Genomic DNA, 24,198 nt, shown 5'->3' on the forward strand with positions numbered 1-24,198 from the left:
CGCAAGCTTACAATAAAGCCCAGCGGATAAGGCCGCCAACTAAAGTGACAGCCAGCACACCCAGACACCACAGTCCGACAAACCACAACCATTTTTTAAATACAGGCTTCATCAGTCGTGATATCCACTGTCTGAATCCACCTTGCCGCGGAACACCCAGTAGGTATAACCGGTGTAAGCGAAGATAATAGGCAGAAGTATCACAGCGCCAATAAGTAAAAACTTCAGGCTATTATCCGGCGCGGCTGCCTGCCACAAGGTAATGCTGCGCGGAACCAGGTAAGGGAAAATACTGACTGCAAACCCGGCAAAAGACAAAAGAAACAGTCCCAGGCCCCACAAATAGGGTCTGCCTTCCTGCTTTTTATGCAGCGAGCGCAGTAACCCAAGCGTAATGCCTACCAGCAGAATTGGTAGCACCCACAAGCCAACCGAGGCCGGATAAGTAAACCAACGTTCCGCAATAAATGGGTCTACATAGGGCAAATAAAGACTCACAAAAGCAATGCAAGCGACCAATAAAAGAGCGCTGTACCAGCCCGCCCTATAACTTTGGCGTTGCAGGTCACCGTTTGTTTTCATTACCAGCCAAGTCGCTCCCAGCATCATGTAGCCAATAACCACTGCAACACCGCAGAAAAAGCTAAACGGGGTTAACCAGTCAAACCAGCCGCCGGAATAGGCTCGGTCTGTTACCTGAATACCCTGTAGCATTGCGCCCAGCATAATCCCCTGACTCAAAGCCGCTATCAGCGAACCAACAATAAAGGATAAGTCCCAGATACCTTTTGCTCGTTTGGTTTTAAAACGATACTCAAAAGCCACGCCGCGGAAAATCAGCCCCAGAAGCATGGCAATAACCGGCATATACAGCGCGGGCATAAGCACCGAATAGGCCAGCGGGAACACCGCCAGCAAACCACCACCGCCCAGTACCAGCCAGGTCTCATTTCCGTCCCAGACTGGCGCAACGGTGTTCATCATTACATCGCGGTCTTCTTCCTTTTTAAACCAGGGGAAAAGCAGTGCAATTCCCAGGTCAAAGCCGTCCAGCGCAACATAAGCAAATACGGCGACCGAAATTAATATTGCCCAAATCAGTGCGTAATCCATAGCTTAGGCCTCCTCATCGTAAATGCGCTCAGCCGCCATTGTCGGCTTATGTTTGGCATAGTCGGGAATCGTCACTTTTTCAGGATCCGCTGCCATTTTTCGCAGAATATAAAACGTACCGGCACCAAAAACGAGGAAGTAAACCACAATAAAGGCTATCAGACTGCCTGCGACACCGGCTTTATCAATAGGAGACGCCGCATCGGCGGTTCGTAGCAAGCCCTGAATAACCCAGGGCTGACGCCCCACTTCGGTGACTATCCAACCGGCAATTACAGCAACAAAACCCATGGGCCCCATAAACAAACTAAAGCGCAGTAGCAGGCTGTTGTCATAAAGCTTGCCTCGTAACCGTTGTAAACCGGACCATAATCCCGCCAGTACCATCAAGAGCCCTATTCCGACCATGATTCGGAATGACCAAAATACGGTTGCCACTGGAGGCCAGTCTTCGCGCGGAAACTGATCCAGCCCGGTCACTTCGGCATTAATGTCATGTTTTAGAATAAGACTGGCAAGCCCCGGCACCTTCAACGCGTAGTCGACTTCTGCCGTTTGCTCATTTGGCATTCCAAACAAGTACAGTGGCGCCCGGGCTTCTGTCTCAAAGTGCCCTTCCATTGCCGCTACTTTTGCAGGCTGATATTCCTGAGTATTCAGCCCATGGAAGTCGCCGACCAGCACCTGCAATGGCGCAACAATTAACGCCATCCACATGGCCATGGAGAACATTTTGCGTGCGGCAGCGTTGGTTTTGTCTTTTAGCAAATGCCAGGCACCGACTGCACCCACCACAAAAGCCACTGTCAGGTAAGCCGCTAACAACATATGCGCCAGCCGATATGGAAAAGAGGGGTTAAATACCACTTCAAACCAATCGGTCACCACAAATTGACCAACGTCATTCATGGCATAGCCTGCCGGGGTCTGCATCCAGCTGTTTACTGACAGTATCCAGAAAGCGGAGATGGCCGTACCGACTGCAACCATCAAGGTAGCAAAGAAGTGCAGTTTTTCACCCACTTTGTTCATACCAAACAGCATGACACCCAAGAACCCGGCTTCAAGGAAGAAGGCTGTCAGTACTTCGTAACCCATTAACGGTCCGATAACCGGCCCTGCTTTGTCCGAGAATACCGACCAGTTAGTGCCAAACTGGTAACTCATCACAATGCCGGACACCACGCCCATACCAAAAGCAACGGCGAATATTTTGACCCAGTAACGGAATAGTTTCTGATAAACCGGATTTCTTGTTTTTAAGAAAAGGCCTTCCAGTACCGCCAGGTAGCTGGCCACACCGATGGTGAACGCAGGAAAAATAATGTGGAACGCTATCGTAAAAGCGAACTGAAAGCGCGCCAGAAACAATGCGTCGAAACCTTCGAACATAGCAAACACCCTTAACTGAGGTTTGTCTTAAGTATACGCCTTTGTTGACAAAGATCAGGGTCAAAGATGTAAAGCTTGTAGGATAAATACTAATAATTGCCATACTTTTTGTATGGCTAATACTCAGAAGTTGAGTCTGTTAGACAACGACCCGCGGAACACGTCCGCTGACGCCGGTCAGTAAATGCCAGGAAATAGTATCTGCGCAGGCCGCAACCTGTCGCACATCAACGTTCGGTCCCCAAAGCTCAACATCATCACCCAACTGCACACCCTCAATGCCCGTGACATCTATCGTCAACATGTCCATAGAGACTCGCCCCGCTAAAGTGACACGTTTGCCTCGGATCATTGCTGGTGTGCCATTTTTCGCCTGTCGCGGATAACCGTCCGCATAGCCCATAGCCACCGTTGCAATGACCGTTGGTCGCTCAGCACTCCAGGCGCTGCCATAGCCGACCGACTCACCCTTTTCCAGCTGATGCAATGCAATGACCGGGGCGACCAGCCGCATCGAGGGTTTTAGCGCCGACTGTACTTCGGTCACATTCGAGGGGTTTACGCCGTAAAGCAATAAACCTGCACGGGCCCAGTCATTTTCCTGAAGTGACCACTTTGTATCAGGGTTCAGTAAGCCTGCCGAATTATGGAAGCTGCGCGCCTGATAGCCATTGAGCGCTTCCGATAACTGACAGAACTGTTGTTTTTGCTCTGCATTCAGCCGATGGTTCGCATCAGCGTTAGCCAAGTGTGACATGAGCGTTACGCCAGCCACATTGTTACTGGCATTTAAGCGCTGCAATGCTTGCAGGGCTTGTTCTTCAGACCAGCCCAAGCGGTGCATGCCGGTATCGACCTTTAACCACACCCACAATGGTTTACTTAAAGCTCCCGCCTCTATGTCTAGTAATTGCTGCTCGCAATGCACCACCGGGCTTAAGTTGTTTTCTGCACAAATCGCAAGCTCAGACGAGGAAAAGCAGCCCTCTAAAATAACCAACGGCCCTTTGTATCCGCATTCCCGAACGGCGAGCGCTTCTTCCATGAACCCAGCAGCCATGCCGTCCACATGCGGTTCTAACGCCTTTACTGCGGGCTCAACACCATTCCCGTAGCCATCGGCTTTAACAACTCCCAGCAATTTCCCGCCAGCCATCGTCTTACGCACCCACTTAGCGTTATGCGCTATTGCAGCGGGCGATATTTCTGCGCGAGTTTGGCGGTAGTGCATGGGCTTTCCTTCTAAATTTTTTGACAACATTCGGAAAAGGTTTTCAGTTTACCGTATTTTCTGCCAACTTGAACGGAACTCTTTGCATCACCTCGTCAGCTTCAGTAACGTAAAGCTATACTTAAAAGGAGAACAACAATGTGGTTAAAACAATCCGTCATTGCCGGTAGCTTAATGCTGCTTTTTACTTCCGCTCCAGCGTTATCAGACGATACATTTAAGGCTGAAGACATTTTCCAGCTCGAGTACGCCAACCAAGTCAGTATCTCTCCTGACGGTAAATACATTGCGTACATACGCAACAGCTTCGATGATATGAAAGACAATACTCGTCGCTCATTATGGCTGATTGATACCGAAACCGGTCAACATTTACCGATTTTTGATGATAAACACAACTACGGCAGTCTGGCCTGGTCAAACGACGGCACTCGTCTTGCCTTTGCGTCTAATCGCTCGGAAAAGAACCAAATTCATGTGCACTGGATTAAAGAACAGCGCACCGCTAAAGTCACTCACGTAAGCGAGAGCCCCGGCAGCATTAGTTGGTCTAACGACGATACTCAACTGGCATTTACCATGTCGGTTAAATCTGAACCTACGCCCTTTGCTAAAAGCGTAAAAAAGCCAGCTAAACCCAAAGGCGCGAAGTGGTCCAAATCGCCTATTATTGTTGAAGAAGCTTATTATCAGCGCGACGGTAAAGGTGTTCTGGAACCGGCGCACACACAACTCTTCGTGGTTCCGGCTGAGGGTGGCAGTGCACGCCAGCTGACCGATGGCCCTTACCGACATGGCGGCCCACTGGCCTGGACAGAAGGCGACAGCCATATCGTATTTTCCGGCAACCGCTCGGAAGACTGGGCGTATCAGGTGAATGAAAGCGACCTTTACAGCGTCAGCCTGAGCTCAAAAGAAGTGGCGCAGGTCACTGACAAACCCGGCCGCGAGTCGTCACCGCAGTTCTCTCCTGACGGCGAGCGTCTGGCTTACTTACACAGCTCTAACGAGCCGGTGCCTTACCATAAGTCACAATTGTGGGTCATGGACTGGAGCGAACGCTCAGAGACAGAACTTCAAGCTGACTTTGACCGTTCTTTCAGCTCGCCACAGTGGACTGGCAATGAATCACTGGCGGTTTCATACGCCGACCAGGGCAAAACCGTTGTTGCTGATGTCACATTGAGCAATGAACTGACAAACCGAGTGGATGATGTTTCAGGCATTTATGTCAGTCGTCCTTATACCATGGGCTCGTTTACTGCCTCAAAAACTGGCGCTATTGCCTACACCAAAGGCTCCGAATATCGCCCCGCCGATGTCGGTTATCAGCCACAAGATGGCGAAGCGGTTCAGTTTACTCAGCTTAATGAAGACCTGCTAGGTCACCGTGAGTTGGGTGAAGTTCACGAAATTCGCTATGAGTCGCGCTATGACGGTCAGGAGATTCATGGCTGGTACATTACTCCGCCAAACTACGATGAAAACAAAGAGTACCCGTTGCTGTTAGAAATACATGGTGGTCCTCACCTGTCTTACGGTCCACATTTTGCCGCAGAACACCAACGCTACGCCGCTGAGGGCTATGTGGTGCTTTATGTAAACCATCGCGGCAGCACTTCATACGGTAAAGACTTTGCCATGCTGCTGGACGGCAACTACTCGTCACCTTATGACTTTGCTGATCACATGACTGGCATTGATTTACTCATTGATAAAGGCATTGCCGACTCAGACAACCTGTTTATTGCCGGCGGTTCTGCAGGTGGCATCGCCACAGCCTACGCAGTCGGGCTGACCAACCGCTTCAACGCCGCGGCAGCCACTAACCCGGTTATTAACTGGGTCAGCAAAGTACTGACAGCTGACAGCTCAATTGGTCAAATTACCAACCAATTCCCGGGTATGCCATGGGAAGAGCTAGAGCACTACTGGCAGCGCTCGCCACTGTCTATGGTCGGTGACGTTGAAACACCGGTCATGCTGTTCACCGGAGAGAAGGATCGTCGCACACCGATATCGGAAACCGAGCAGTTCTACCAGGCATTGAAGCTGCAAAAAGTAGACACAGCTATGGTTCGTGTTCCGGGCGCTTTTCATGGTGTTACCACTCGACCTTCCAACATGATTGCCAAAATTGAGCATGCACTGGCCTGGTTCGAGCAATATAAGAAATGAAGCTAGCCACTTTAGGCCCTGCCGGCACCTTTTCCGAGGTTGCCGCGGGGCTTTTCCAGCCTGAACAAAATCACGACATTCAGTTACTGGATAACCTGGTCAGCTGCCTGGAGTCGGTTGGACGAGAATGCGACGCTGCCGCTGTTCCTATTGAAAATTTGACTGAAGGCTTCGTCTCTCCCGTCGTCGACTATTTGGTGCAACGACCCTTGCGCATTCAGGCGGAAATCCGTATCCCTGTTGGCTTCCAATGCCTCAGCAATAGTACGAAACCTACTCAGATATGGGCCCAGTTTGTCGCAGCCGGACAATGTAATTCGTACTTACACAAGCTCGGGCTGCCCATTATTCATACGGCCAGCAACGCCGCGTCGCTTCAAGCTCTGCTGGCGGCTGAAGAGGCGTCTGCAGCCATAGTTCCCCAACACATTAGTTGCCCGGAGACGTTGCAGATATTGAATAACAATATCGCTGACAACCCACGCAACGAAACACGCTTCGTGGTATTATCCGCAGCGTCTGAAGAGCCGGAATACAGAAAGGATGAACACTGGAAAAGCAGCTTGCTGCTCATTGATGACAACGACCATCCCGGCTTGCTGGTCGACAGCTTGCAGGTGTTTGCGAAGCAGCAAATTAACTTAACCTCCATAGTTTCGCGGCCGGCGGGTAGTCAGTTTGGTGACTATCATTTCTTCATCGACTTTGATGCCCACCGCAGCGAACTGGGTGTCGCTTCGGCTCTTGAAGAATTGGCCGCTATGAACAACATTCACTGGCTGGGTTCTTACCCTGCCGCAGAAATAGGAAAGCAGTAATGTCTCTGGAAGTCATAAAACACGAGCCGGCAGGCACAGCCGACGCCGTTATCATTTGGTTACATGGCCTGGGAGCCTCGGGCAATGACTTTGTCCCTATGACCGAGCACTTAAAATTTGCCAACGCGCAGGTTCGCTTTTTGTTTCCTCACGCACCACAAATGCCGGTCACCATAAACCAGGGTATGGTCATGCCTGCCTGGTACGACATTACCGACATGAGCATCGACCGCCAGATAGACAGCGAACAATTGCGCGAGTCAGCGGCCAAAGTGCATGCCATGATAGACGAGCAAATTGCTCAGGGCATCGACAGTAAACGCATTATTATTGCCGGGTTCTCACAAGGCGGCGCCGTGGGTTATGAAGCCGCTTTAACCTACCCGAAACCGCTGGCGGGTTTAATGGCGCACTCGACGTACTTTGCCACCGCTGGTGACATTCAGGTGAATGAGGCTAACCAAGAGCTGCCAATTTTGGTGCAACACGGAACTCAAGACCCGGTTGTTCCGGAAGTTCTTGGCCAGAAAGCCTGTGCAATTTTGAAAGAGAAAGGGTTTTCAGTGACGTATCAAACCTACCCAATGCCGCACTCGCTGTGCTTAGAACAGGTTCAGGATATGCAGAAATGGCTGGATGAGCGGTTTTAACCGCTCGTCTAAGCAGGTGTTAACTCGCTAACAGTTGCAGTTTATCCGCCCATGTCGAGGCTAAATTCTCGCCCCGCTCAAACGAGTCGATCATAATATTCACATGGCCCACTTTACGACCGGGTCGCGCATCCTTGCCATACCAATGACATTCAGCGGCCGCCGCTTCCCATAAAGCTTCCGGAATACCCGCAACGCCAATTACGTTCACCATTAAGGTGGGGGCTATCAGTAAGTCGGGCAGCGGTAAACCGGTAATAGCGCGAATGTGCAGGTTGAACTGGTCACAATTAGCGCCACTCATCGTCCAGTGCCCGGAGTTGTGAACCCGCGGAGCCACTTCGTTCACCAGCAAATGTTGGTTATCGCCTTCACCAACGACAAAGAACTCAATCGCTAATACACCCACGTAATCCAGCGCGTCGGTCAGCTTCTTATGATGCTCTTTGGCTAAAGCTTCAAGCGCTTTAGAAAAATGCTCTGCGCCAGCCAGACTGTAAGACAGAATACCCTGAGTATGGACGTTTAATGTCAGCGGGAAACAGCGCTGCTCTCCCTTGTGTGAGCGAGCTCCCACAACAGAGACCTCGTCGGTAAAGTTAATCATGTCTTCAACAATACCCGGGCGTTGCCCTGCCTCTTCAGCGACAGCGGCGATGTCCTCACCCGGCTTCCAGCGCCACTGGCCCTTGCCGTCGTAGCCGCCTTTCGCCGACTTAATGACAACCGCATGGTCACAGCTTTCTAAAATGGCCGTCAGCTCAGCCACATTCTCATAAGCCTTCCAGGCCGAAGTAGGAATATCGAGTTCATCACAAAGCGCTTTTTGCGTACGACGATCAACTAAGCCGTTGAAACGCTCCGCTTTTAATAAGAACTTATCGGCCGTTTTAGCAACCAGCTCTTCGCCTAAGTGCTCGTGCTCCCAGGTGGTCACATCCGCCCAGTCATTCGCCTCGGCTAACGTCATAGCTAAAGGTTGTTGGCTGCCTAAAGCCATCACCTTATCCAGCCGGTCACTGTATAAGACACATTCATGCCCCTGCTGAATAACGGCTTTACCCAGCATTTGACCTAACTGCCCGTTGCCAAGGATCAAGATTTTCATTTTGGCAGCTCCAAATCTGAGTTCGCCATCACTTTCTCTCTCTGCGCTTTGCGGAATTCGTGTACGCGTTTACGCACTTCGCTGTCAAAGCTGCCAATAACCTGAGCAGCCAGCAAGCCCGCATTGGCCGCACCAGCATCACCAATCGCCAGAGTACCAACAGCCACACCTTTAGGCATTTGCACAATAGACAACAAGCTGTCTAAACCTTTTAGTTGCTTGCTTGGAACCGGCACACCAAACACAGGAATGGCCGTATAAGCCGCCAGCATACCCGGCAAGTGAGCAGCGCCACCAGCGCCGGCAATAACCACAGGCACTCCGTCTTGCTCCGCTTGTTCCATCGTCGACTTAAGTAAGTCCGGCGTACGATGCGCAGAAACGACTTTCGCCTGCCACTTTACGTTCAGCGATTCCAGCATTTCTGCTGCTTTTTGCATTACCGGCCAATCGGACTGGGAACCCATTAGAATCAATACCGGAGCCATGGTGTCACCTTTTATTTACTGTTTGGATGTGCATCTGCATTTGGAAAGGCGAGGATTGTAGCCATTGGCCGCCTTAACTGCAAATTTCATGGGTGATTATTGACCAAATTAAGACTTTTTGCTGATAGATAGATTAATGAGCTAAGGTTAGTATGTGAACCGACTTTCTACCAACAGGAATGAACAATGCTGCTTAGCGCTAAAGATTCTCTATTACTCATTGTCGATGCTCAGGAGCGACTGTTGCCTGCAATTCATCAACGAGACGTTGTCACCTCGCGAATGCGTTGGCTGGGTGAAATTGCTATGCAGTTGGACTTGCCTATTCTTATTACCGAACAGTACCCTAAAGGTTTAGGCTATACCGTTGAAAGTCTGCAAGAGATTATTGAAGCCGCACGCGTTGTCGAGAAGACTCATTTCAGTGCGCTGCGTGACGATACCTTCCGCGATGTTCTGTCGGAGTACAATAAAAAACATGTAGTTATTATGGGTATGGAGACCCATGTGTGCGTTCTGCAAACCGCAATAGAGCTTCAGGAATCCGGTTATCAAGTGTTTCTACCGGCCGATACTGTTGGTTCCCGTCGCCCCACCGATAAAGACAGCGCCATTGAACGTATGCGAAATGCCGGGGTTGAAATTATCACTTCCGAGATGGCTGCCTTTGAATGGTTGGAGAAATCAGGAACAGACACCTTCCGCCATATAAGCCGCAATTGGTTAAAATAACGCAACCTGTTGTTGACTCGGGCTATATTAAGCGTATACTCGAAACCGCTGAGAAAATTTCGGCTATTGATTTGAGATTTTTTACGAAGTCCTTTTTGCTGTACCTCGTTTTGTAAGTCCAAGTAATACCAAGTTTTTTTTAGCAATACATTGATTTCAACATGCACTACGAGGAATATCAGCATGTCTACTACTACTGGTAAAGTAAAATTCTTTAACGAAGCTAAAGGCTTCGGTTTCATCGAACAAGAAAACGGCGCAGACGTTTTCGTACATTTCAGCGCTATTCAGTCTGACGGTTTCAAAACTCTGGCAGAAGGCCAGCAAGTTTCTTTCACCGTAGCTCAAGGCCCTAAAGGTCCACAAGCTGAAAACGTAGTTCCTATGTAAGGAACCTTCAGTACCCTTTCGGGTGCCGAACGTTTACACAAAGAATTTCAAAAACGTCGCTCTTAGCGGCGTTTTTTTATGGCCAAAAGCCTAAACCGTTAAACTTTTCCTGCCAAAATACGATAACCTTACTATATTGATGTAAATCAAACTTCCTAAAGGCGCTTATGAAAAATAATGGTCCGGTTACAGGAAAGGAAAACCGCTTTCCAGACCACTATCGACTGATCTCTTCGACTGACCTTAAAGGGGTCATAAAGCACTGCAACGAAGATTTCGTTAATGTCAGTGGTTACACACGTGATGAGTTAATTGACTCACCGCACAACCTTTTGCGTCATCCTGACATGCCTGCCAGCGTTTTCGAGAATATGTGGAAAACCATCAAGCGCGGCAAGCCCTGGATGGGTCTGGTTAAAAACCGCTGTAAAAACGGCGACCATTACTGGGTGAGTGCTTATGTTACGCCGATTATGGAAAACGGTAAGCCGGTTGGCTTTGAGTCCGTCCGTGTTGCCGCATCAGACCACCGTAAAAAACGTGCACAGCGCATCTATGAGCGGTTAAATTCAGGAAAGCATGCCATTCCCCTGGGAAAACGACTCTGGCTGGGCTGTAAAGATTTAATGCCCGTCGTTATCCCCGGCGTAATTGCCAGTGCCGCCATAGCACTCCTCGGTGAACCTACCTCCGCGTTAATCGCTTTGGCTGCTACCGCTATTACCACCTTCGCTTACGCCACCTATATTGGCCGTATGCTGCAGGGGCTACTGGAGTTACGCCCTGAGGCTTTTGATTCCGAACTGGTTGGAATGACGTACTTTGATAAACAGGGACGCGAAGCCAGGCTCGCTATGCAGCTTATCAGCGAGGGCGCCCGTAACCGTACCGCACTTAGCCGCATGAAGGACGCGGTTGGAAGCCTGTTAAAAGTGACCAACGATACTTACGATCAAGCTCAGCTTAGTAAACAATATGTCGATAAACAAACGGCTGCGACTGAACAGACGGCGACGGCTATGAATGAGATGGCGTCCGCCATTCAGGAAGTGGCAGATACGGTTGAACGTAATGCGCAACAGGCTGAGTCAGCCAAAACCAATGTGGATGAAAGCGTAGGGCTGGCAAGAGAAGCAAGCGAGGTTATCGTCCAGCTTCACGATGCCGTTAGGCAAATAGCCGCAACCGTTAAAGAGCTGGATGAATCGACCGGGGCTATTGGCGAGGCTGCCGATTTAATATCCTCCATTGCCGACCAAACCAACCTGTTAGCCCTGAATGCTGCCATTGAAGCGGCTCGTGCCGGCGAGCATGGCCGTGGTTTCTCAGTGGTCGCAGATGAGGTTCGCTCACTGGCTTCAAGAACAACCCAGTCTACTGAGGGTATTCACAAAGTCATTCAACAGTTGCGAGAGCGCGCACGTAATGCCGTCGAGGTTTCAAAACAAGGTGAAGAGGCGGCATCAGAGGGTGTTGAGAAAGTTCGTCTGGCAGACACTGCTCTGGGTGAGATATCAGTGGCTATTCAGGACATTTCAGATATGTCGACGCAAATGGCGTCCGCTGTTGAAGAGCAAAGCGGCGTTGCGGAGCATATCAGCGAGCAAATTACTGAAATTGCGGACACTGCACGTCATACCCAACAAACAGCAGAGCAAACTCAACGCTCAAGCAACGAGCTGCAAAACACAAGTCAGCAGCTTTACTCCTTGATCGAGCGCTTTAATTTAAAAAGTTAAGAGTCTTGTTTACCCGAGGCTGAAGTATCATCTTTATCGGCGCGTCGTTTTGCGGCGCGCTCACTTTCTTCAAGAAACTCGACATCGTCCATATCGACTTCAGGAATCTCACCACAGACATCGCCACCGAGCTTATTAACAGCCTGGCAAAGGTCAGAGACTTTATTATCTAAAACCTGTACATGATCGAGCATGCGCCCAATTGCTGTTGCAACCGGGTCTGGGTTATCCGCTGAGATAGCATAGGCATCGAAGCCATACTCCTTTGCCATTTTTCTGCGGCGTTCCGCTGTTTCCGCATCGACCGCCGACTGAGCTACCCTGGCCGGAATACCGACCACAGTGGTTAGCTCCGGTACATCTCGCACCACCACAGCGTTAGAACCAATGCGTGCAGATTTTCCGACAGTAATTGGACCCAGTACCTTTGCTCCTGCACCAATCACCACACCGTCTTTCAAGGTCGGGTGCCGTTTACCTTTGTTCCAGCTAGTACCGCCAAGAGTCACGCCATGATACAAAGTAACGTCATCGCCGATCTCTGCGGTTTCACCAATGACCACACCCATACCGTGATCAATAAAGAAACGACGACCTATTTTAGCACCCGGATGAATTTCTATCCCCGTTAGCCAGCGTGAAACATTAGAAACAAAACGAGCAAGCCAATATAACTTCCACTCCCAAAGTTTATGGCTTATACGATGGAACCAGGTGGCATGCAGTCCAGGATAGTGAAACAACACTTCCATTGTGTTCCGCGCAGCTGGATCTCTGTCGAAAACGCTGGCGATATCTTCTTTTATACCTTTAAAAAACGGCATGCCGCCTCCTCAGGCCGCTGGAAATTGCTTCAATAACTTATCAACGTCTGCAAGAATAATGTCCCGCATCGACTTTTCATAGCCCTCACGCTCGTCATCCATTTCCCGCACTTTCTTTTTCGGAAATTTCTTACGTGACTCGTGCGTTGGCATATGTTTTATCTTTTCATACATTTCATGCATTGCCGGGTAATCTTTAGAATAGTCATACTCTACAGCTTCCGGGCGATGATCAAGCAATACCACAATACGTAAGCATCCTTCAGACAAAGGACACTGCTCTTGCTGCATGGCTTTTGCAATAGTAATAATACTCTCATCAATGCGATCGACACGCTTCTGTACGGCTGCATCCCTAATTCTGGTCTGCCAACGCAGGCGTAGCAGTAAATTGGTGGCGTACCACCCCAGAGCGACAATAATTAAGACGCCAATAATGGCGATAATCCAATAGAGTTCGCTGGACATTAGTACTCCTCATCATCCCATTCTTCATCGAGTTCATAACCCAGTTTGGCAACCAGCTGTTCATAACGCTCAGATTTTTCATCGAGGTAGTGCTGCTCTTCTGCTGTCAGAGACTCATCATTTTCGAAACGTTCAACCAGTAACTGAAGCTTTGTGTCTTCCTGTAACTGTTTTAGTTCCTGCTCAGGTGTCATCACTAAAGCTACTTTACGGCGACTGCCGTGTCGGGGATCTTTTTCGTCGCCTTTTGTTCTACTTTGCTGCAGAACCTTAGTGGATGAATGTCGTTGGCCTGACGGTTGACCCTTACCCTTCTTTTTACCTTTTGAAGCAGCATCTGACGCTTGTCTTTCTTTTGGCGCTTTAGATGGCGCCAACGGCCCTGCCTTACGTGTTTTCTTGCGGCGAGTCATGGTCGCTCCTAAATAAAAACTAATATGACCTATTGTAACTCATTAACGGGGATGACGTCAGTGGAGGGTAAAGGAAAAGCTTGTACGTTTAAGAAAGGCTGAGCCCAAATAAGAAAAAAGGCGATGCTTTTACACATCGCCTGCTTCTCTCATATTATCGGCAGCGCACTGCAACTATGAGAATGGTTGTCACTGCTTCCGACTTGTTATTGCGGTTTTCCGTAACCTGTCTTTTATTATTGTTATTATAAAATGGAGCAACCACTAGCCTATTGGCTTTACTCCCTGGATTATCGAGAAATAAGATGGAATCTGACTTTTCGATAATCTCTCGACCTCTTGTTATTTTTTTGTGTCGAGTTAGCTGTATTTTTACAGTCTTTTTATTATTTCCTCAAGGGCTTTTAACATCTTTTTTTTGTTTTTTTCTGTCCGTACGGCCCCGGAGCGTTGTTAAGACTACTTGAACCAAATATTAATTCAATGATTTTATTGATCTAAAAAACAACTTTCTTATTACTTTTCGTTAACAACACCCAAAAATAGGTTTTTACTATCTCATTTATTATAGACATAAAAAAAGCGGCCTAAGCCGCTTTCTATTTGATTAAGCTCTGTTTAATACAAACCGCTCAAGAACTTAGACAGCAATTCGATTTCGTCGTCTGTCATTTTCTCTGTAACGCCCTGCATCATTCCGTTTGGATCGTTAGCGCGGTCGCCACTACGGAACATTTCTAGCTGAGACTTAGTGTAAGCCGCGTGCTGACCAGAAATATCCGGAAACGCCGCTAGCCCCAGACCATTTCCCCGAGGGCCATGGCAGCCGGCACAAGACGGCATATTGGTTTCAGGGTTGCCGCGACGGTAAAGGTCACGCCCTTGTGCAATAATATCTTCGGGCGTTTCGCCTTTCGGCTCTTCCTGTGATGCAAAGAAAGCCGCTAAGTCAGCCATATCTTGCTCAGATAATGACGCAACCTGGCCCATCATAATGGGGTTATTACGCCCTTCTTCACCACCGGTTTCTGACGCCCGTTTGTAATCTTTCAGCTGTTTAAGCAGGTATTTTTCGTGCTGACCGGCCAAATGCGGATACATATCGGACGGAGATTCACCATTGGGTCCATGGCAAGCCGCACAAACTTGCGATTTCTCTTTTCCGGCTTCAGCGTCGCCGCTTTGTGCTACTGCGATACCGGCGGTACCGAAGAAAAGTCCCAAAAAGATTGCGAATTTTTTCATGTTTGCTTCTCTTCTGTTCTGGATGGCGCCACGCGCCCCAATAAATCACCTTAAGCAGGTTGCTATTTTACACAAAACTTGTGTGGATTAAACGATTAAAACCGAATCAATTGCTAAATGATCATTGGAGATACTGTCCGGATACTTCATAATGCACGTAGACGTTCCGTTTTATCAATAAAAGTGACCTTAATAGTGGCAGATCAGCAATTAGATTACGCATCGGCAAAATTTGTGACCAGTGCACCGGATATCAGCAAACTGCCTCCGGACACAGGCATCGAGATTGCGTTCGCCGGCCGTTCTAATGCCGGTAAATCCAGCGCTCTGAATACACTAACGCGGCAGAAATCACTGGCTCGTACCAGTAAAACTCCGGGACGAACCCAGCTAATTAATGTGTTCGAACTCGACAGCGGTCAACGCCTTATTGACTTACCAGGGTATGGCTTTGCCAAGGTGCCACTGGCCGTAAAAGAGAAGTGGCAGCGCTCTTTAAGCGAATACCTGCAGCAAAGGGACAGCCTCAAGGGTATTGTCGTACTAATGGACATCCGTCACCCTTTCCGCGAAACCGACCAGGAACTCATTTACTGGGCTGTTGATTGTGAGTTGCCGGTTCTGGTATTGCTCACCAAAGCCGACAAACTTAAACAGGGCGCTCGTAAGTCAACAGTGTTAAAAGCAAGACAAGCTGCAATTGCCTTTAATGGTGACGTTCAGGTCGAAGCATTTTCCTCATTAAAACGCTTCGGCGTCGAGCAAGTCGAAGAAAAACTCAACCAGTGGTATAGCAAAGAGTATGACGACGAATAACACACCACCACTTAGTGCCTGGTTATTATTAGGGTTACTCGCATTAATTTGGGGTAGCTCTTTTTTGTTGATTAAAAAAGGGTTAATTGCTTTTGGTCCGATGGAAGTTGGTGCGCTTAGGATCAGTTCAGCCGGTATCGTGCTAGCCCCTTTTATTGCGCGTCGCCTGAATAAAATCACCCGTAAACATTGGCTAAAATTAGCAAGTGTTGGCCTGGTGGGAAGTCTAATCCCTGCCTTTATGTTCGCCATAGCACAGACTCAATTAGCCAGTGGCGTCACCGGGGTTCTGAATGCCTTAACTCCCATTGCCACTTTGGTTATCGGCTCTTTATTCTTCCATCAAAAGGCGCGGGTAGCACAGGTTATCGGTGTCGGTATAGGCCTCTTTGGTACCCTGCTTTTGGTAACCGCTTCGGCGAATGGCAGTTGGGACTTCAACCTTTATGCGTTGTTAGTCATGGCAGCAACGGTTTGTTACGGCCTCAACCTGAATCTGATTAAACACAAAATCAGTGACTTATCACCGTTAACCATCACCGGTATCTCGCTACTTATGGCCGCAGTTCCTGCCACTGTCTATTTGTTCGCTGGCACAGAATTTATAGCCCAGGTTCAACAACCCGGCGCTATGCTATCGCTGTTCTCTGTTTTGGCGTTAGGTATAGCAGGAACGGCTGGTGCTTTGGTTATTTTTAACCACGTTGTCCAGTTAACCAATACGGTTTTCACCAGTTCAGTCACATATCTTATTCCGGTGGTTGCCGTTTTGCTTGGAGTACTTGACGGGGAAGCATTCTGGCTGCAACAGGGTGTTGGTATGTTAGCGATTCTTGTTGGTGTATGGTTTGCCAACCGCAAGGGTCGCCCCGGCCTGGCCGGTATTCCGCAGAAAGAGCAATAAAAAAGCCCGACTAAAAAGCCGGGCCAAAAGTAATCCAGGGAGAACAATTTTGTGAGGGAGGATTAATCCCCTCACTTATTGTGACTAGACCCTTTTTATAAAGTTCACAAAAATCGCAAAATTAATGCGCTTCATCCCAATTATTGCCTTTACCCGCCTCTGCAATAAGCGGCACATCAAGGCTTGCGGCTTTTTCCATGACATTTGTTAATTGTGCAATATAATCATCCAGCTTGGCCTCTTTTATCTCAAAGACCAACTCATCGTGAACCTGCATTAACATACGTACGTCATCCTGGCACTGATTGCTATCAATCCAGTCGGCGACTTTCAGCATCGCTTTTTTAATGATATCCGCCGCGGTTCCCTGCATCGGCGCATTAATGGCAGCCCGTTCTGCACCTTTTCTGCGAGCCCCGTTGCTCGCTTTAATATCCGGCAAAGGCAAGCGGCGCCCGAACAAGGTTTTCACGTATCCCTGCTCTTTTGCCTGTTTACGGGTATCTTCCATGTAGCGCAGCACACCGGGGAAGCGCTCAAAGTACTTATCCATATAGTGCTGAGCTTCATGGCGGGCAATACCCAACTGGCGCGCAAGACCAAACGCAGACATACCGTAAATTAAGCCAAAGTTGACCGCTTTAGCCTGACGGCGTTGGTCATCCGTTACCTCATCGGCTTTGCAGCCGAACACTTCCCCGGCTGTTGCCCGGTGAATGTCCAAGCCTTCAGCAAAAGCTTTTAGCAACGACGCGTCCTGGGATAAATGCGCCATAATGCGCAGTTCAATCTGGCTATAGTCGATAGCGACAATCTTATAACCTTGCTCAGGAACAAAGGCCTGACGCACCCGACGCCCCTCAGCTGTGCGAATAGGAATATTCTGCAAATTCGGATCAGTGGAAGACAAACGTCCGGTTGCTGTGACCGCCTGCTGATAAGAGGTGTGTACCCGGCCAGTGTCCGGGTTGATCATCTTCGGCAGCTTATCGGTATAAGTGGATTTTAGCTTCGACAAGCTTCGGTGCTGTAAAATAACATCTGGTAAAGGGTAGTCATGCGCCAGCTCATGCAAAACTTCCTCCGCCGTTGACGGAGCCCCCTTCGGGGTCTTTTTCACAACCGGAAGTTCCAGCTTTTCGAAGAAAATGCGTTGCAACTGCTTGGTCGAACCTAAGTTGAACTCCTCACCGGCAATCTCAAACGCTTTTTTCTCTAAAGCGTCAAGCTTCTCGGTAATTTCCTGACTTTGTTTACCAAGTAAATTAGCATCTATACGGACACCATATTGTTCCATATCGCACAATACGGGAACTAAAGGTACTTCAATATCAGTCAGTACACTGTGCAGTTCGCTGCCAACATCTTTGACCTTATTCCACAATACATCATGCAACCGGAACGTAATGTCTGCATCTTCGGCCGCGTAGGGACCCGCCTGCTCAAGATCGATTTGATTAAAGGTCAACTGCTTAGCACCTTTACCGGCGATCTCTTCGAAACTTATCGTCTTGTGGTTCAGGTAATGCAGGCTCAAGGTGTCCATGTCATGGCGGGAGCCGACACTATTAAATACGTAAGATGCCAGCATGGTGTCATTTAAAATACCGCCTAAACGAATTTTATAACGGCGCAAAATATGGGCATCGTACTTCAGGTTTTGCCCAACCTTCTGCGGCTTGTCCGCTTCGAGTAGAGGCTTCAACTGCTCCAGCAGCCAGTCGCGACCGACTTGCTCAGGGGCTTCCATATAGTCATGGCCAACCGGAATATAGACCGCTTCACCCGGGGCGGTAGCTAACGACACGCCGACAAGCTCGGCCTGCATATAATTCAGGCTCGTCGTTTCGGTATCAAAAGCAAAGTAGTCGCATTTCTTAAGTGAGGTTAAATAATCACTCACTTCCTCTTCCGTCATTAAAACACGGTAAGCGTCCTGGTTAATGTCGCTGACGGGCTTTTCAACTTCAGCTTTACCCAAAGCCTGGTCAGTTGCTGCCCCACTTTCCATAAGCTCACCAAGCCAACGGCGAAATTCACACCGGCTATATAACTCAGCCAGTTTTTCGCTGTCTGCCGTTTGTATGGTCAACTCTTCCGGCTGCAACTCCATAGCCACATCAAGCTTAATGGTTGCCAACTCCCGGGACATAAGCAACTGATCTTTATACTCGTTCAGTTTCGCCGGCATGGTTTTCGCGCCACGAAAGGACAGTTCGCTTACCGCATCGACATTTTCATAAATGGCATCAATGCTTGGAATTTGTTGCAACATTGCCTGCGCCGTCTTTTCGCCAACTTTTGGCAGCCCCGGAATATTATCGGAGCTATCGCCCATTAGTGCTAAATAATCAATGATCTGCTCCGGCTTCACGCCGAATTTTTTCTCTACACCTTCAGGATCCAGCAAGGTGTCAGTCATTGTGTTAATTAGCATGACATGTTCATTAACCAGCTGTGCCATGTCTTTGTCACTGGTACTAATTAACGTAAAGCGCCCTTTTTCTCCGGCCTGTCGGGCCAGAGTGCCAATAACATCATCCGCTTCAACATCGTCAATGCATAACAGCGGCAGCCCCATTGCTTTCACAATTTCATGCAGAGGTTCAATTTGTGTGCGTAAGTCATCGGGCATTGGCGGACGGTTTGCTTTGTACTCCTGGTAAATATCGCTACGGAAGGTTTTACCTTTCGCATCGAAAACCACCGCCATATGGCTGGGTTTATAGCGTTTCAATAAGCTTCTCAGCATATTAACAACGCCATAAACAGCGCCGGTTGGCTCGCCTTTGGAATTGGTTAAGTGCGGTGGCGCATGAAAGGCGCGAAACAAATAAGAGGAACCATCGACGAGAATAAACGGATTTTCGGGAACAGATGTGGCCATAGTTAAAAACCTAAATTAAGCGTTACCTATAGGATGCCACAGAACGGTAATTCAGGCCACTGAGCAGAGTGTGTATAACCTGTTAATAAGTCTGTTAACAACGACCGATTCCACAGCCGGAAATTAAAATTTCCCCGTGTCTAAAGTTTACTTAAGTTATTGATAGTGTGGGATTTGAAACGGCAGGCATCCCTAAATGCCTAGTACTTTTTATTATTATGCTTCACTGTGGAAACTATTCTGTTTACGCCCTGAAATGGAAGGAAGTACATCGCAAACAGGTCAAACAGATTACCACAAAATCAGTAATGATCTACTGCCAAATTCCGTTTTTTTATAACCTTTTGTTCCTCATTTCTCTTTACTTATAAAAAGCAAAGAAAAACCTTTTTTAATCAACTAACTACGAGCTCGAAAATGCTCCATAACAAATGCGGTATCGGGGCGTTCTCCCCCCATCCAGAGTTGATAAGATGAGGCGGCTTGCTCAACTAACATACCAAGCCCATCGCTAACATTTTCACAGCCAGCCTGACTCAGCTGCTGCATAAATAACGTCGGCTCATCAGAGTACATTAAGTCATAACCTGAGGCTCCCTCAGCGAGTTGGAGAGGCAAAGCTAAACGCTGTCCCATTAAACTGCTGCTGGTGGCATTAACCATCAGGTCAATTGGCTCATTAATTTCCAAAGCCGATGCAAGCACCTGAATACGGTCAGCAGCTAACACACCCAGGTTTTCCAGCTGAGACTTCAGCATCAGTGCTTTATCGACAGTCCGGTTCACTAAATAGATACGGCGAGGCTGCTGCTGCAACAGCAAAGGCAATATTCCCCGGGCAGAGCCCCCCGAACCAAAAACAACAAGTGAGCGTTCACTTACTTTAAATCCTTTTTCTTCCAAGTCTTTAATTAGGCCTTCACCGTCGGTATTGTCACCCAGTAATTGACCATTTCCCATCGCAACCAGAGTGTTGACCGCGCCAGCCTCTTGCGCTCGCTTAGTTAATTCAGTTGCTAATTCCGCGGCTTGCTGCTTAAAAGGTAGCGTGACATTTAACCCTTTCCCGCCACTGCGAAAAAATTGCGCTATGTTTCGGGAAAATCGCCCGGGAGTCGACAAGTAACGACGATATTCAACCGGATGCTGTTGCGCTTTCGCGAACAACGAATGAATACGCGGGGACAAACTGTGCTCAATTGGGTTTCCAAAAACCCCCAGATGAATAACTGGCTTCATAGGGCTAACCAGTTTCGTGGTTTCAGATAGTAGCTGGTAAGCTTTTCCTCGGCCGAGTCCGGATCCGGATGCCAGTCATATTCCCAACGAGCCAGCGGTGGCATCGACATCAAAATAGATTCGGTTCTGCCACCCGTTTGTAGCCCGAACAAGGTTCCGCGGTCCCAGACAAGGTTAAACTCAACATAACGTCCACGGCGATAGAGCTGGAAATCGCGCTGCTGCTGTGTGTACGTCAGGGCTTTGCGACGCTCAACAATCGGTAAGTATGCTTTGGTAAAAGCATCGCCCACCGCTTTTATTACAGCAAAGCACTCGTCAAAAGAGCGGTCATTAAGGTCGTCAAAGAAAATACCGCCCACGCCACGAGCTTCATCGCGATGTTTAAGATAGAAGTAATCGTCACACCAGGCTTTATATTCCGGATAAAGCTTTTCATCAATGCAGTCCAGAGCGTCTTTTGCCTGTTGGTGCCATTCGATGATGTCTTCTTCAAATGGATAAAAGGGTGTTAAATCAAAGCCACCGCCAAACCACCAGACCGGCTCTTCGCCTTCTTTTTGCGCAATGAAAAACCGCACATTCATATGTACCGTAGGTACCATCGGGTTTTTGGGGTGCATTACCAGAGAAACACCACAGGCATTGAAGTCTCGACCTTCCAGCTCAGGACGGTGTGCTGTTGCCGATGCAGGCATTTTCTCACCGTAAACGTGCGAAAAACCGACGCCGCCCTGCTCAAAAACCTCACCGTTTTTTATGATTCTGGAACGACCGCCTCCGCCGCCGGGCCGATCCCAGCTGTCTTCCTGAAAGCCTTGCTGACCATCAGTTAGCGCTAACTGCTCACAAATAGCGTCCTGCAACGACATCAGGTAGCTTTTTACCTGCTTTAAATAGTCACTATGCATCGTCTCTGACAACCTGATTATTAAATGGATTAATGATACGAGTTGGATTAGCAGCTCCACCAGTCGCTTCATCCATGATCCAGTCCACGCTGTCACCAAATTGCAGGCGCACTTCCGCTGCCGTTCTTGCCGGCTCCTGGCCTGTTAAGTTGGCACTGGTAGATACCAAAGCATGACCAAGTGCGCGGCAAAGCTCTCTGACAGGTTCATGCGCACTAACCCGCACGGCTATGGTGTCTCTGCCGCCAGTTAATAATGGCGATACACTTTTTCTTACCGGAAGAATTAAGGTGACGGGGCCCGGCCAATGAGACAAAACACTGAAACGTTTGTCCTGCGGAATAGCGGAGTCTTCAACAAAAGGGAGTAGTTGGCTGTAGTCCGCAGCTATTAAAATGAGCCCTTTTTCAGCTGGCCGCTGTTTCAGGCTTAGCAACTTTTGAATAGCAACTTCATTGGTTGGGTCACAGCCCAGTCCGAATACTGCTTCTGTCGGGTAGGCAATAACGCCTGTTCTTACTGCGTTATGCGCTGCTTCCCACTTATCTGCCATAATATACCCTCCTCTTAAGGAGTCAGATTATAGCGCGTCCGACTTATAGTCGCATTGCTTTTGCGGGCAGACTTTCCGAATTCCTGCAGCGGATTTCTTTTTCACCAGCATTGGGTATTGGCATTTAGGGCAGGTTTCATCAACCGGTGGTTGATTCACCGTAAACTGGCATTTGGGATACTGATCGCAGGCGTAGAATACGGTGCCGCGTCGTGATGTTTTTTGATGCAGCTGACCACTGCCGCATTCCGGACAGGTAATAGCGTTCTCTTCGTCAGCATTGGGCTCGGTCACAAACTCACAGTCGGGAAACCCGCTACAACCAACAAATAAACCATAACGGCCACTTTTTAATTGCAGCTCTTTACCACACTCCGGACAAGCAACACCAAGGTCCTCGGGTTCAATTTCAGATTGTTCGCGAAGACCTCGTTTATAGTCGCAGTCAGGGTACCCTGTGCAGCCAAGAAAGCTATTATGTCCAACATGTTTAATGACCAGCGGTCGCTCACAACGCGGGCAGCGCTCATCTGATGACATTAATGCAAGGGCCCTTCAGCTTCCTCAAACAACAAACCTTCCATTTGGTCGTAGGCGGCTTCCTGACCGGGAACATTAAACAGAACCATCAGCACAACCCATTTCAGGTCATCCAGAGTAAAGTTCGCAGTTTCAAGTTCCATTACACGGTCAATAACCACTTCGCGGGTCGCGAAATCTAACACACCCAGATTTTCTAAATACATTAAGAAACCACGACTCTGACTATCTAACCGCGACATCTCCGCCGTTGTATAAATACGCGTAGACTGCTGCGGGGCAACATCCAGGTAAGACTTGGTTTCCATTTCTTGTAAGTCGGCCAGGCGCTCTAACCACGCCAAAGCCTTCTGGATTTCCTGGTGACGAAAACCAGCCCGTGTAAGTTCATTGGTTAACTCATCGTGATCTACCACAACTTCCATTTCGGAATGAATGTAGTTTTCAAACAAGTACATGAGGATATCAAACATACTTTAGCGCCTCCCCACTTTGATATAACCGCCTGGTACGGCTGCCACTAGCCCTTCTAATTCGAGTAACACTACTTTCTCCATGACTTCAGCAACCTCGAGTCCGGACAATTGTACCATGTCATCAATTGTTCGTGGCTCTGAACTCAGACTAGCGAACAATCGATTGTTTGCCAAGCTTTCATCAAGATATTGTCGCTCTTCTGAAACCGGTGCTTGAGCTGGGTTAATCGAAAACCACTCTAGAACATCCTGTGGTGTGTTGATTAACTTTGCCCCCTGCTGTATCAGCCAATGACACCCCTGATGCTCCGGCAACAAAACCGACCCGGGAACAGCACCGACTTCACGCCCTTCATTCAACGCGTGTATTGCCGTTGAGAGCGAACCACTTTTACGGGCCGCTTCAACCACAACAACCGCCTGACTAATACCACTAATAATACGGTTACGCCGGGGAAAATGATCTGTCCTTGCGGTTTGTCCGGGCGGAAACTCAGAAATTAACAAGCCCTGATGGGCAATGAAATCCTGCAAGGCTTTGTTTCGTCGAGGGTAGTATTGATCAATTCCGGTTCCCAAAACGGCAATGGTTTTGCCTTTGTCTGCGGCAGTTTTGTGCGCCTGGGCATCAATGCCCATTGCCAGGCCGCTCACCATAACAATACCCGACGCGACCAGTTTTTCACTGATCCAGTCAGCAACCTGCAGCCCGCTATGGCTCGCTTTGCGGCTGCCTACAACCGCCACACAGACCCCTTTAAGCAACTCTTTCCGACCTCTGTAGTAGAGTAACCAGGGCGGATTGCTGATTGCTTTTAACGATGCCGGGTAATCGTCGCTGAAGTAAGATATAACGCCCTGATAATCACTTAGACACCAGTTCTCAGCCGCTTTCAGCCAGCGCGAGTCTACCGGTTTTAGCGATTGCCCCCATCGCTCAAACAGCGTTTGCCAGCTGTCACACTCCCGTGCCGCTTTCTGTACCTTGTTTGATGCGCGTGTCATCCCCATTAATACACATAATTCCTGTGTGTTCACAGACTGTCCTTGACCTACCGATTTAAGGTAAACTAAGGGTAGATG

The 24,198-nt window shown here is 48.7% G+C and carries 24 protein-coding genes; 8 read left to right on the forward strand and 16 right to left on the reverse strand.

Annotated features, from left to right (window positions below):
- Nucleotides 1–111 precede the first annotated feature (111 nt).
- From cydB to alr, 3 genes are all read right to left on the reverse strand, one after another.
- Nucleotides 112–1,113, reverse strand: a complete 1,002-nt coding sequence (gene cydB, locus ACP7FG_RS05915; protein WP_439225841.1) for a cytochrome d ubiquinol oxidase subunit II — start codon at nt 1,111–1,113, stop codon at nt 112–114.
- Between the two features lie 3 nt (nt 1,114–1,116).
- Entirely contained in the window at nt 1,117–2,505 is a 1,389-nt protein-coding gene (locus tag ACP7FG_RS05920; protein WP_439225842.1) for a cytochrome ubiquinol oxidase subunit I, read from the reverse strand.
- Nucleotides 2,506–2,644: 139 nt separating this feature from the next.
- Nucleotides 2,645–3,736: an alanine racemase gene (gene alr, locus ACP7FG_RS05925; RefSeq protein ID WP_199493950.1), complete on the reverse strand. Its 1,092-nt coding sequence runs from the start codon at nt 3,734–3,736 to the stop codon at nt 2,645–2,647.
- Nucleotides 3,737–3,874: 138 nt separating this feature from the next.
- On the opposite strand from alr, the gene ACP7FG_RS05930 reads away from it, so the two are divergent.
- From ACP7FG_RS05930 to ACP7FG_RS05940, 3 genes are read left to right on the forward strand one after another with little or no spacing between them, the layout of a single operon-like run.
- Nucleotides 3,875–5,914 carry a S9 family peptidase gene (locus ACP7FG_RS05930; protein ID WP_439225843.1) on the forward strand — a complete coding sequence of 680 codons (2,040 nt, stop codon included), beginning with the start codon at nt 3,875–3,877 and terminating at the stop codon, nt 5,912–5,914.
- The gene (locus ACP7FG_RS05935) at nt 5,911–6,732 is read left to right on the forward strand and encodes a prephenate dehydratase (protein WP_439225844.1); all 822 of its coding nucleotides are present in this window, start codon (nt 5,911–5,913) and stop codon (nt 6,730–6,732) included. The genes ACP7FG_RS05930 and ACP7FG_RS05935 overlap by 4 nt, the downstream gene beginning before the upstream one ends.
- Nucleotides 6,732–7,382: an alpha/beta hydrolase gene (locus ACP7FG_RS05940; protein ID WP_222236094.1), complete on the forward strand. Its 651-nt coding sequence runs from the start codon at nt 6,732–6,734 to the stop codon at nt 7,380–7,382. The genes ACP7FG_RS05935 and ACP7FG_RS05940 overlap by 1 nt, the downstream gene beginning before the upstream one ends.
- Nucleotides 7,383–7,401: 19 nt before the next feature.
- Here ACP7FG_RS05940 and ACP7FG_RS05945 read toward each other — a convergent pair whose 3' ends face one another.
- Nucleotides 7,402–8,490 carry an ATP-grasp domain-containing protein gene (locus ACP7FG_RS05945; RefSeq protein ID WP_439225845.1) on the reverse strand — a complete coding sequence of 363 codons (1,089 nt, stop codon included), beginning with the start codon at nt 8,488–8,490 and terminating at the stop codon, nt 7,402–7,404.
- On the reverse strand, nt 8,487–8,978 hold the full coding sequence (gene purE / locus ACP7FG_RS05950; protein ID WP_439225846.1) for a 5-(carboxyamino)imidazole ribonucleotide mutase: 492 nt from the start codon (nt 8,976–8,978) through the stop codon (nt 8,487–8,489). The genes ACP7FG_RS05945 and purE overlap by 4 nt, the downstream gene beginning before the upstream one ends.
- A gap of 186 nt (nt 8,979–9,164) precedes the next feature.
- On the opposite strand from purE, the gene ACP7FG_RS05955 reads away from it, so the two are divergent.
- From ACP7FG_RS05955 to ACP7FG_RS05965, 3 genes are all read left to right on the forward strand, one after another.
- Nucleotides 9,165–9,710, forward strand: a complete 546-nt coding sequence (locus ACP7FG_RS05955; RefSeq protein WP_439225847.1) for a hydrolase — start codon at nt 9,165–9,167, stop codon at nt 9,708–9,710.
- Nucleotides 9,711–9,893: 183 nt separating this feature from the next.
- Nucleotides 9,894–10,100: a cold-shock protein gene (locus ACP7FG_RS05960; protein ID WP_011233297.1), complete on the forward strand. Its 207-nt coding sequence runs from the start codon at nt 9,894–9,896 to the stop codon at nt 10,098–10,100.
- A 167-nt stretch (nt 10,101–10,267) separates the two neighbouring features.
- Nucleotides 10,268–11,839, forward strand: coding sequence for a methyl-accepting chemotaxis protein (locus ACP7FG_RS05965; RefSeq protein WP_222236092.1), 1,572 nt, complete (start codon nt 10,268–10,270; stop codon nt 11,837–11,839).
- On the opposite strand, the gene cysE is transcribed toward ACP7FG_RS05965, so the two are convergent.
- The 4 genes from cysE to ACP7FG_RS05985 form a co-directional block, all read right to left on the reverse strand.
- Nucleotides 11,836–12,663 carry a serine O-acetyltransferase gene (cysE, locus tag ACP7FG_RS05970; RefSeq protein ID WP_278357843.1) on the reverse strand — a complete coding sequence of 276 codons (828 nt, stop codon included), beginning with the start codon at nt 12,661–12,663 and terminating at the stop codon, nt 11,836–11,838. The genes ACP7FG_RS05965 and cysE overlap by 4 nt on opposite strands.
- 9 nt (nt 12,664–12,672) lie before the next feature.
- Nucleotides 12,673–13,131, reverse strand: coding sequence for a DUF2489 domain-containing protein (locus tag ACP7FG_RS05975; protein ID WP_439225848.1), 459 nt, complete (start codon nt 13,129–13,131; stop codon nt 12,673–12,675).
- On the reverse strand, nt 13,131–13,544 hold the full coding sequence (locus ACP7FG_RS05980; protein WP_439225849.1) for a GTPase-activating protein: 414 nt from the start codon (nt 13,542–13,544) through the stop codon (nt 13,131–13,133). Before ACP7FG_RS05980 ends, ACP7FG_RS05975 begins: the two co-directional genes overlap by 1 nt.
- Nucleotides 13,545–14,162: 618 nt before the next feature.
- Entirely contained in the window at nt 14,163–14,789 is a 627-nt protein-coding gene (locus ACP7FG_RS05985) for a c-type cytochrome (RefSeq protein ID WP_054488897.1), read from the reverse strand.
- A gap of 195 nt (nt 14,790–14,984) precedes the next feature.
- Here ACP7FG_RS05985 and yihA point away from each other — a divergent pair, with 195 nt between their 5' ends.
- Together yihA and ACP7FG_RS05995 are read left to right on the forward strand one after the other, a co-directional pair.
- Entirely contained in the window at nt 14,985–15,605 is a 621-nt protein-coding gene (yihA, locus tag ACP7FG_RS05990; RefSeq protein ID WP_054488899.1) for a ribosome biogenesis GTP-binding protein YihA/YsxC, read from the forward strand.
- Nucleotides 15,592–16,509 carry a DMT family transporter gene (locus ACP7FG_RS05995; RefSeq protein WP_054488901.1) on the forward strand — a complete coding sequence of 306 codons (918 nt, stop codon included), beginning with the start codon at nt 15,592–15,594 and terminating at the stop codon, nt 16,507–16,509. Before yihA ends, ACP7FG_RS05995 begins: the two co-directional genes overlap by 14 nt.
- A gap of 121 nt (nt 16,510–16,630) precedes the next feature.
- On the opposite strand, the gene polA is transcribed toward ACP7FG_RS05995, so the two are convergent.
- The 7 genes from polA to dprA all read right to left on the reverse strand — a co-directional run bounded on the left by polA (nt 16,631) and on the right by dprA (nt 24,153).
- Complete coding sequence (polA, locus tag ACP7FG_RS06000; RefSeq protein WP_439225850.1) at nt 16,631–19,396, reverse strand: DNA polymerase I; 2,766 nt, start codon at nt 19,394–19,396, stop codon at nt 16,631–16,633.
- Nucleotides 19,397–19,795: 399 nt separating this feature from the next.
- Complete coding sequence (aroE, locus tag ACP7FG_RS06005) at nt 19,796–20,635, reverse strand: shikimate dehydrogenase (RefSeq protein WP_439225851.1); 840 nt, start codon at nt 20,633–20,635, stop codon at nt 19,796–19,798.
- The gene (hemF, locus tag ACP7FG_RS06010) at nt 20,632–21,546 is read right to left on the reverse strand and encodes an oxygen-dependent coproporphyrinogen oxidase (RefSeq protein ID WP_439225852.1); all 915 of its coding nucleotides are present in this window, start codon (nt 21,544–21,546) and stop codon (nt 20,632–20,634) included. Before hemF ends, aroE begins: the two co-directional genes overlap by 4 nt.
- On the reverse strand, nt 21,539–22,099 hold the full coding sequence (locus tag ACP7FG_RS06015; protein WP_224797616.1) for a Sua5/YciO/YrdC/YwlC family protein: 561 nt from the start codon (nt 22,097–22,099) through the stop codon (nt 21,539–21,541). The genes hemF and ACP7FG_RS06015 overlap by 8 nt, the downstream gene beginning before the upstream one ends.
- 27 nt (nt 22,100–22,126) lie before the next feature.
- A complete protein-coding gene (locus ACP7FG_RS06020) occupies nt 22,127–22,639 on the reverse strand; it encodes a topoisomerase DNA-binding C4 zinc finger domain-containing protein (RefSeq protein WP_439225853.1) in 513 nt (170 codons plus the stop codon).
- Nucleotides 22,639–23,112, reverse strand: coding sequence for a DUF494 family protein (locus ACP7FG_RS06025; protein WP_054488912.1), 474 nt, complete (start codon nt 23,110–23,112; stop codon nt 22,639–22,641). Before ACP7FG_RS06025 ends, ACP7FG_RS06020 begins: the two co-directional genes overlap by 1 nt.
- Before the next feature lie 3 nt (nt 23,113–23,115).
- On the reverse strand, nt 23,116–24,153 hold the full coding sequence (gene dprA / locus ACP7FG_RS06030) for a DNA-processing protein DprA (RefSeq protein WP_439225854.1): 1,038 nt from the start codon (nt 24,151–24,153) through the stop codon (nt 23,116–23,118).
- Nucleotides 24,154–24,198: the final 45 nt, after the last annotated feature.

Origin of the sequence: Idiomarina sp. ST10R2A5 (assembly GCF_051842325.1) — a bacterium.
GTDB classification, from domain to species: domain Bacteria; phylum Pseudomonadota; class Gammaproteobacteria; order Enterobacterales; family Alteromonadaceae; genus Idiomarina; species Idiomarina abyssalis.

Excerpts from the sequence above, each read along its gene's own strand:
- cydB (WP_439225841.1), bottom strand. The coding sequence starts at position 1,113 with ATGGATTACGCACTGATTTGGGCAATATTAATTTCGGTCGCCGTATTT.
- ACP7FG_RS05920 (WP_439225842.1), bottom strand. The coding sequence starts at position 2,505 with ATGTTCGAAGGTTTCGACGCATTGTTTCTGGCGCGCTTTCAGTTCGCT.
- alr (WP_199493950.1), bottom strand. The coding sequence starts at position 3,736 with ATGCACTACCGCCAAACTCGCGCAGAAATATCGCCCGCTGCAATAGCG.
- ACP7FG_RS05930 (WP_439225843.1), top strand. The coding sequence starts at position 3,875 with ATGTGGTTAAAACAATCCGTCATTGCCGGTAGCTTAATGCTGCTTTTT.
- ACP7FG_RS05935 (WP_439225844.1), top strand. The coding sequence starts at position 5,911 with ATGAAGCTAGCCACTTTAGGCCCTGCCGGCACCTTTTCCGAGGTTGCC.
- ACP7FG_RS05940 (WP_222236094.1), top strand. The coding sequence starts at position 6,732 with ATGTCTCTGGAAGTCATAAAACACGAGCCGGCAGGCACAGCCGACGCC.
- ACP7FG_RS05945 (WP_439225845.1), bottom strand. The coding sequence starts at position 8,490 with ATGAAAATCTTGATCCTTGGCAACGGGCAGTTAGGTCAAATGCTGGGT.
- purE (WP_439225846.1), bottom strand. The coding sequence starts at position 8,978 with ATGGCTCCGGTATTGATTCTAATGGGTTCCCAGTCCGATTGGCCGGTA.
- ACP7FG_RS05955 (WP_439225847.1), top strand. The coding sequence starts at position 9,165 with ATGCTGCTTAGCGCTAAAGATTCTCTATTACTCATTGTCGATGCTCAG.
- ACP7FG_RS05960 (WP_011233297.1), top strand. The coding sequence starts at position 9,894 with ATGTCTACTACTACTGGTAAAGTAAAATTCTTTAACGAAGCTAAAGGC.
- ACP7FG_RS05965 (WP_222236092.1), top strand. The coding sequence starts at position 10,268 with ATGAAAAATAATGGTCCGGTTACAGGAAAGGAAAACCGCTTTCCAGAC.
- cysE (WP_278357843.1), bottom strand. The coding sequence starts at position 12,663 with ATGCCGTTTTTTAAAGGTATAAAAGAAGATATCGCCAGCGTTTTCGAC.
- ACP7FG_RS05975 (WP_439225848.1), bottom strand. The coding sequence starts at position 13,131 with ATGTCCAGCGAACTCTATTGGATTATCGCCATTATTGGCGTCTTAATT.
- ACP7FG_RS05980 (WP_439225849.1), bottom strand. The coding sequence starts at position 13,544 with ATGACTCGCCGCAAGAAAACACGTAAGGCAGGGCCGTTGGCGCCATCT.
- ACP7FG_RS05985 (WP_054488897.1), bottom strand. The coding sequence starts at position 14,789 with ATGAAAAAATTCGCAATCTTTTTGGGACTTTTCTTCGGTACCGCCGGT.
- ACP7FG_RS05995 (WP_054488901.1), top strand. The coding sequence starts at position 15,592 with ATGACGACGAATAACACACCACCACTTAGTGCCTGGTTATTATTAGGG.
- polA (WP_439225850.1), bottom strand. The coding sequence starts at position 19,396 with ATGGCCACATCTGTTCCCGAAAATCCGTTTATTCTCGTCGATGGTTCC.
- aroE (WP_439225851.1), bottom strand. The coding sequence starts at position 20,635 with ATGAAGCCAGTTATTCATCTGGGGGTTTTTGGAAACCCAATTGAGCAC.
- hemF (WP_439225852.1), bottom strand. The coding sequence starts at position 21,546 with ATGCATAGTGACTATTTAAAGCAGGTAAAAAGCTACCTGATGTCGTTG.
- ACP7FG_RS06015 (WP_224797616.1), bottom strand. The coding sequence starts at position 22,099 with ATGGCAGATAAGTGGGAAGCAGCGCATAACGCAGTAAGAACAGGCGTT.
- ACP7FG_RS06020 (WP_439225853.1), bottom strand. The coding sequence starts at position 22,639 with ATGTCATCAGATGAGCGCTGCCCGCGTTGTGAGCGACCGCTGGTCATT.
- ACP7FG_RS06025 (WP_054488912.1), bottom strand. The coding sequence starts at position 23,112 with ATGTTTGATATCCTCATGTACTTGTTTGAAAACTACATTCATTCCGAA.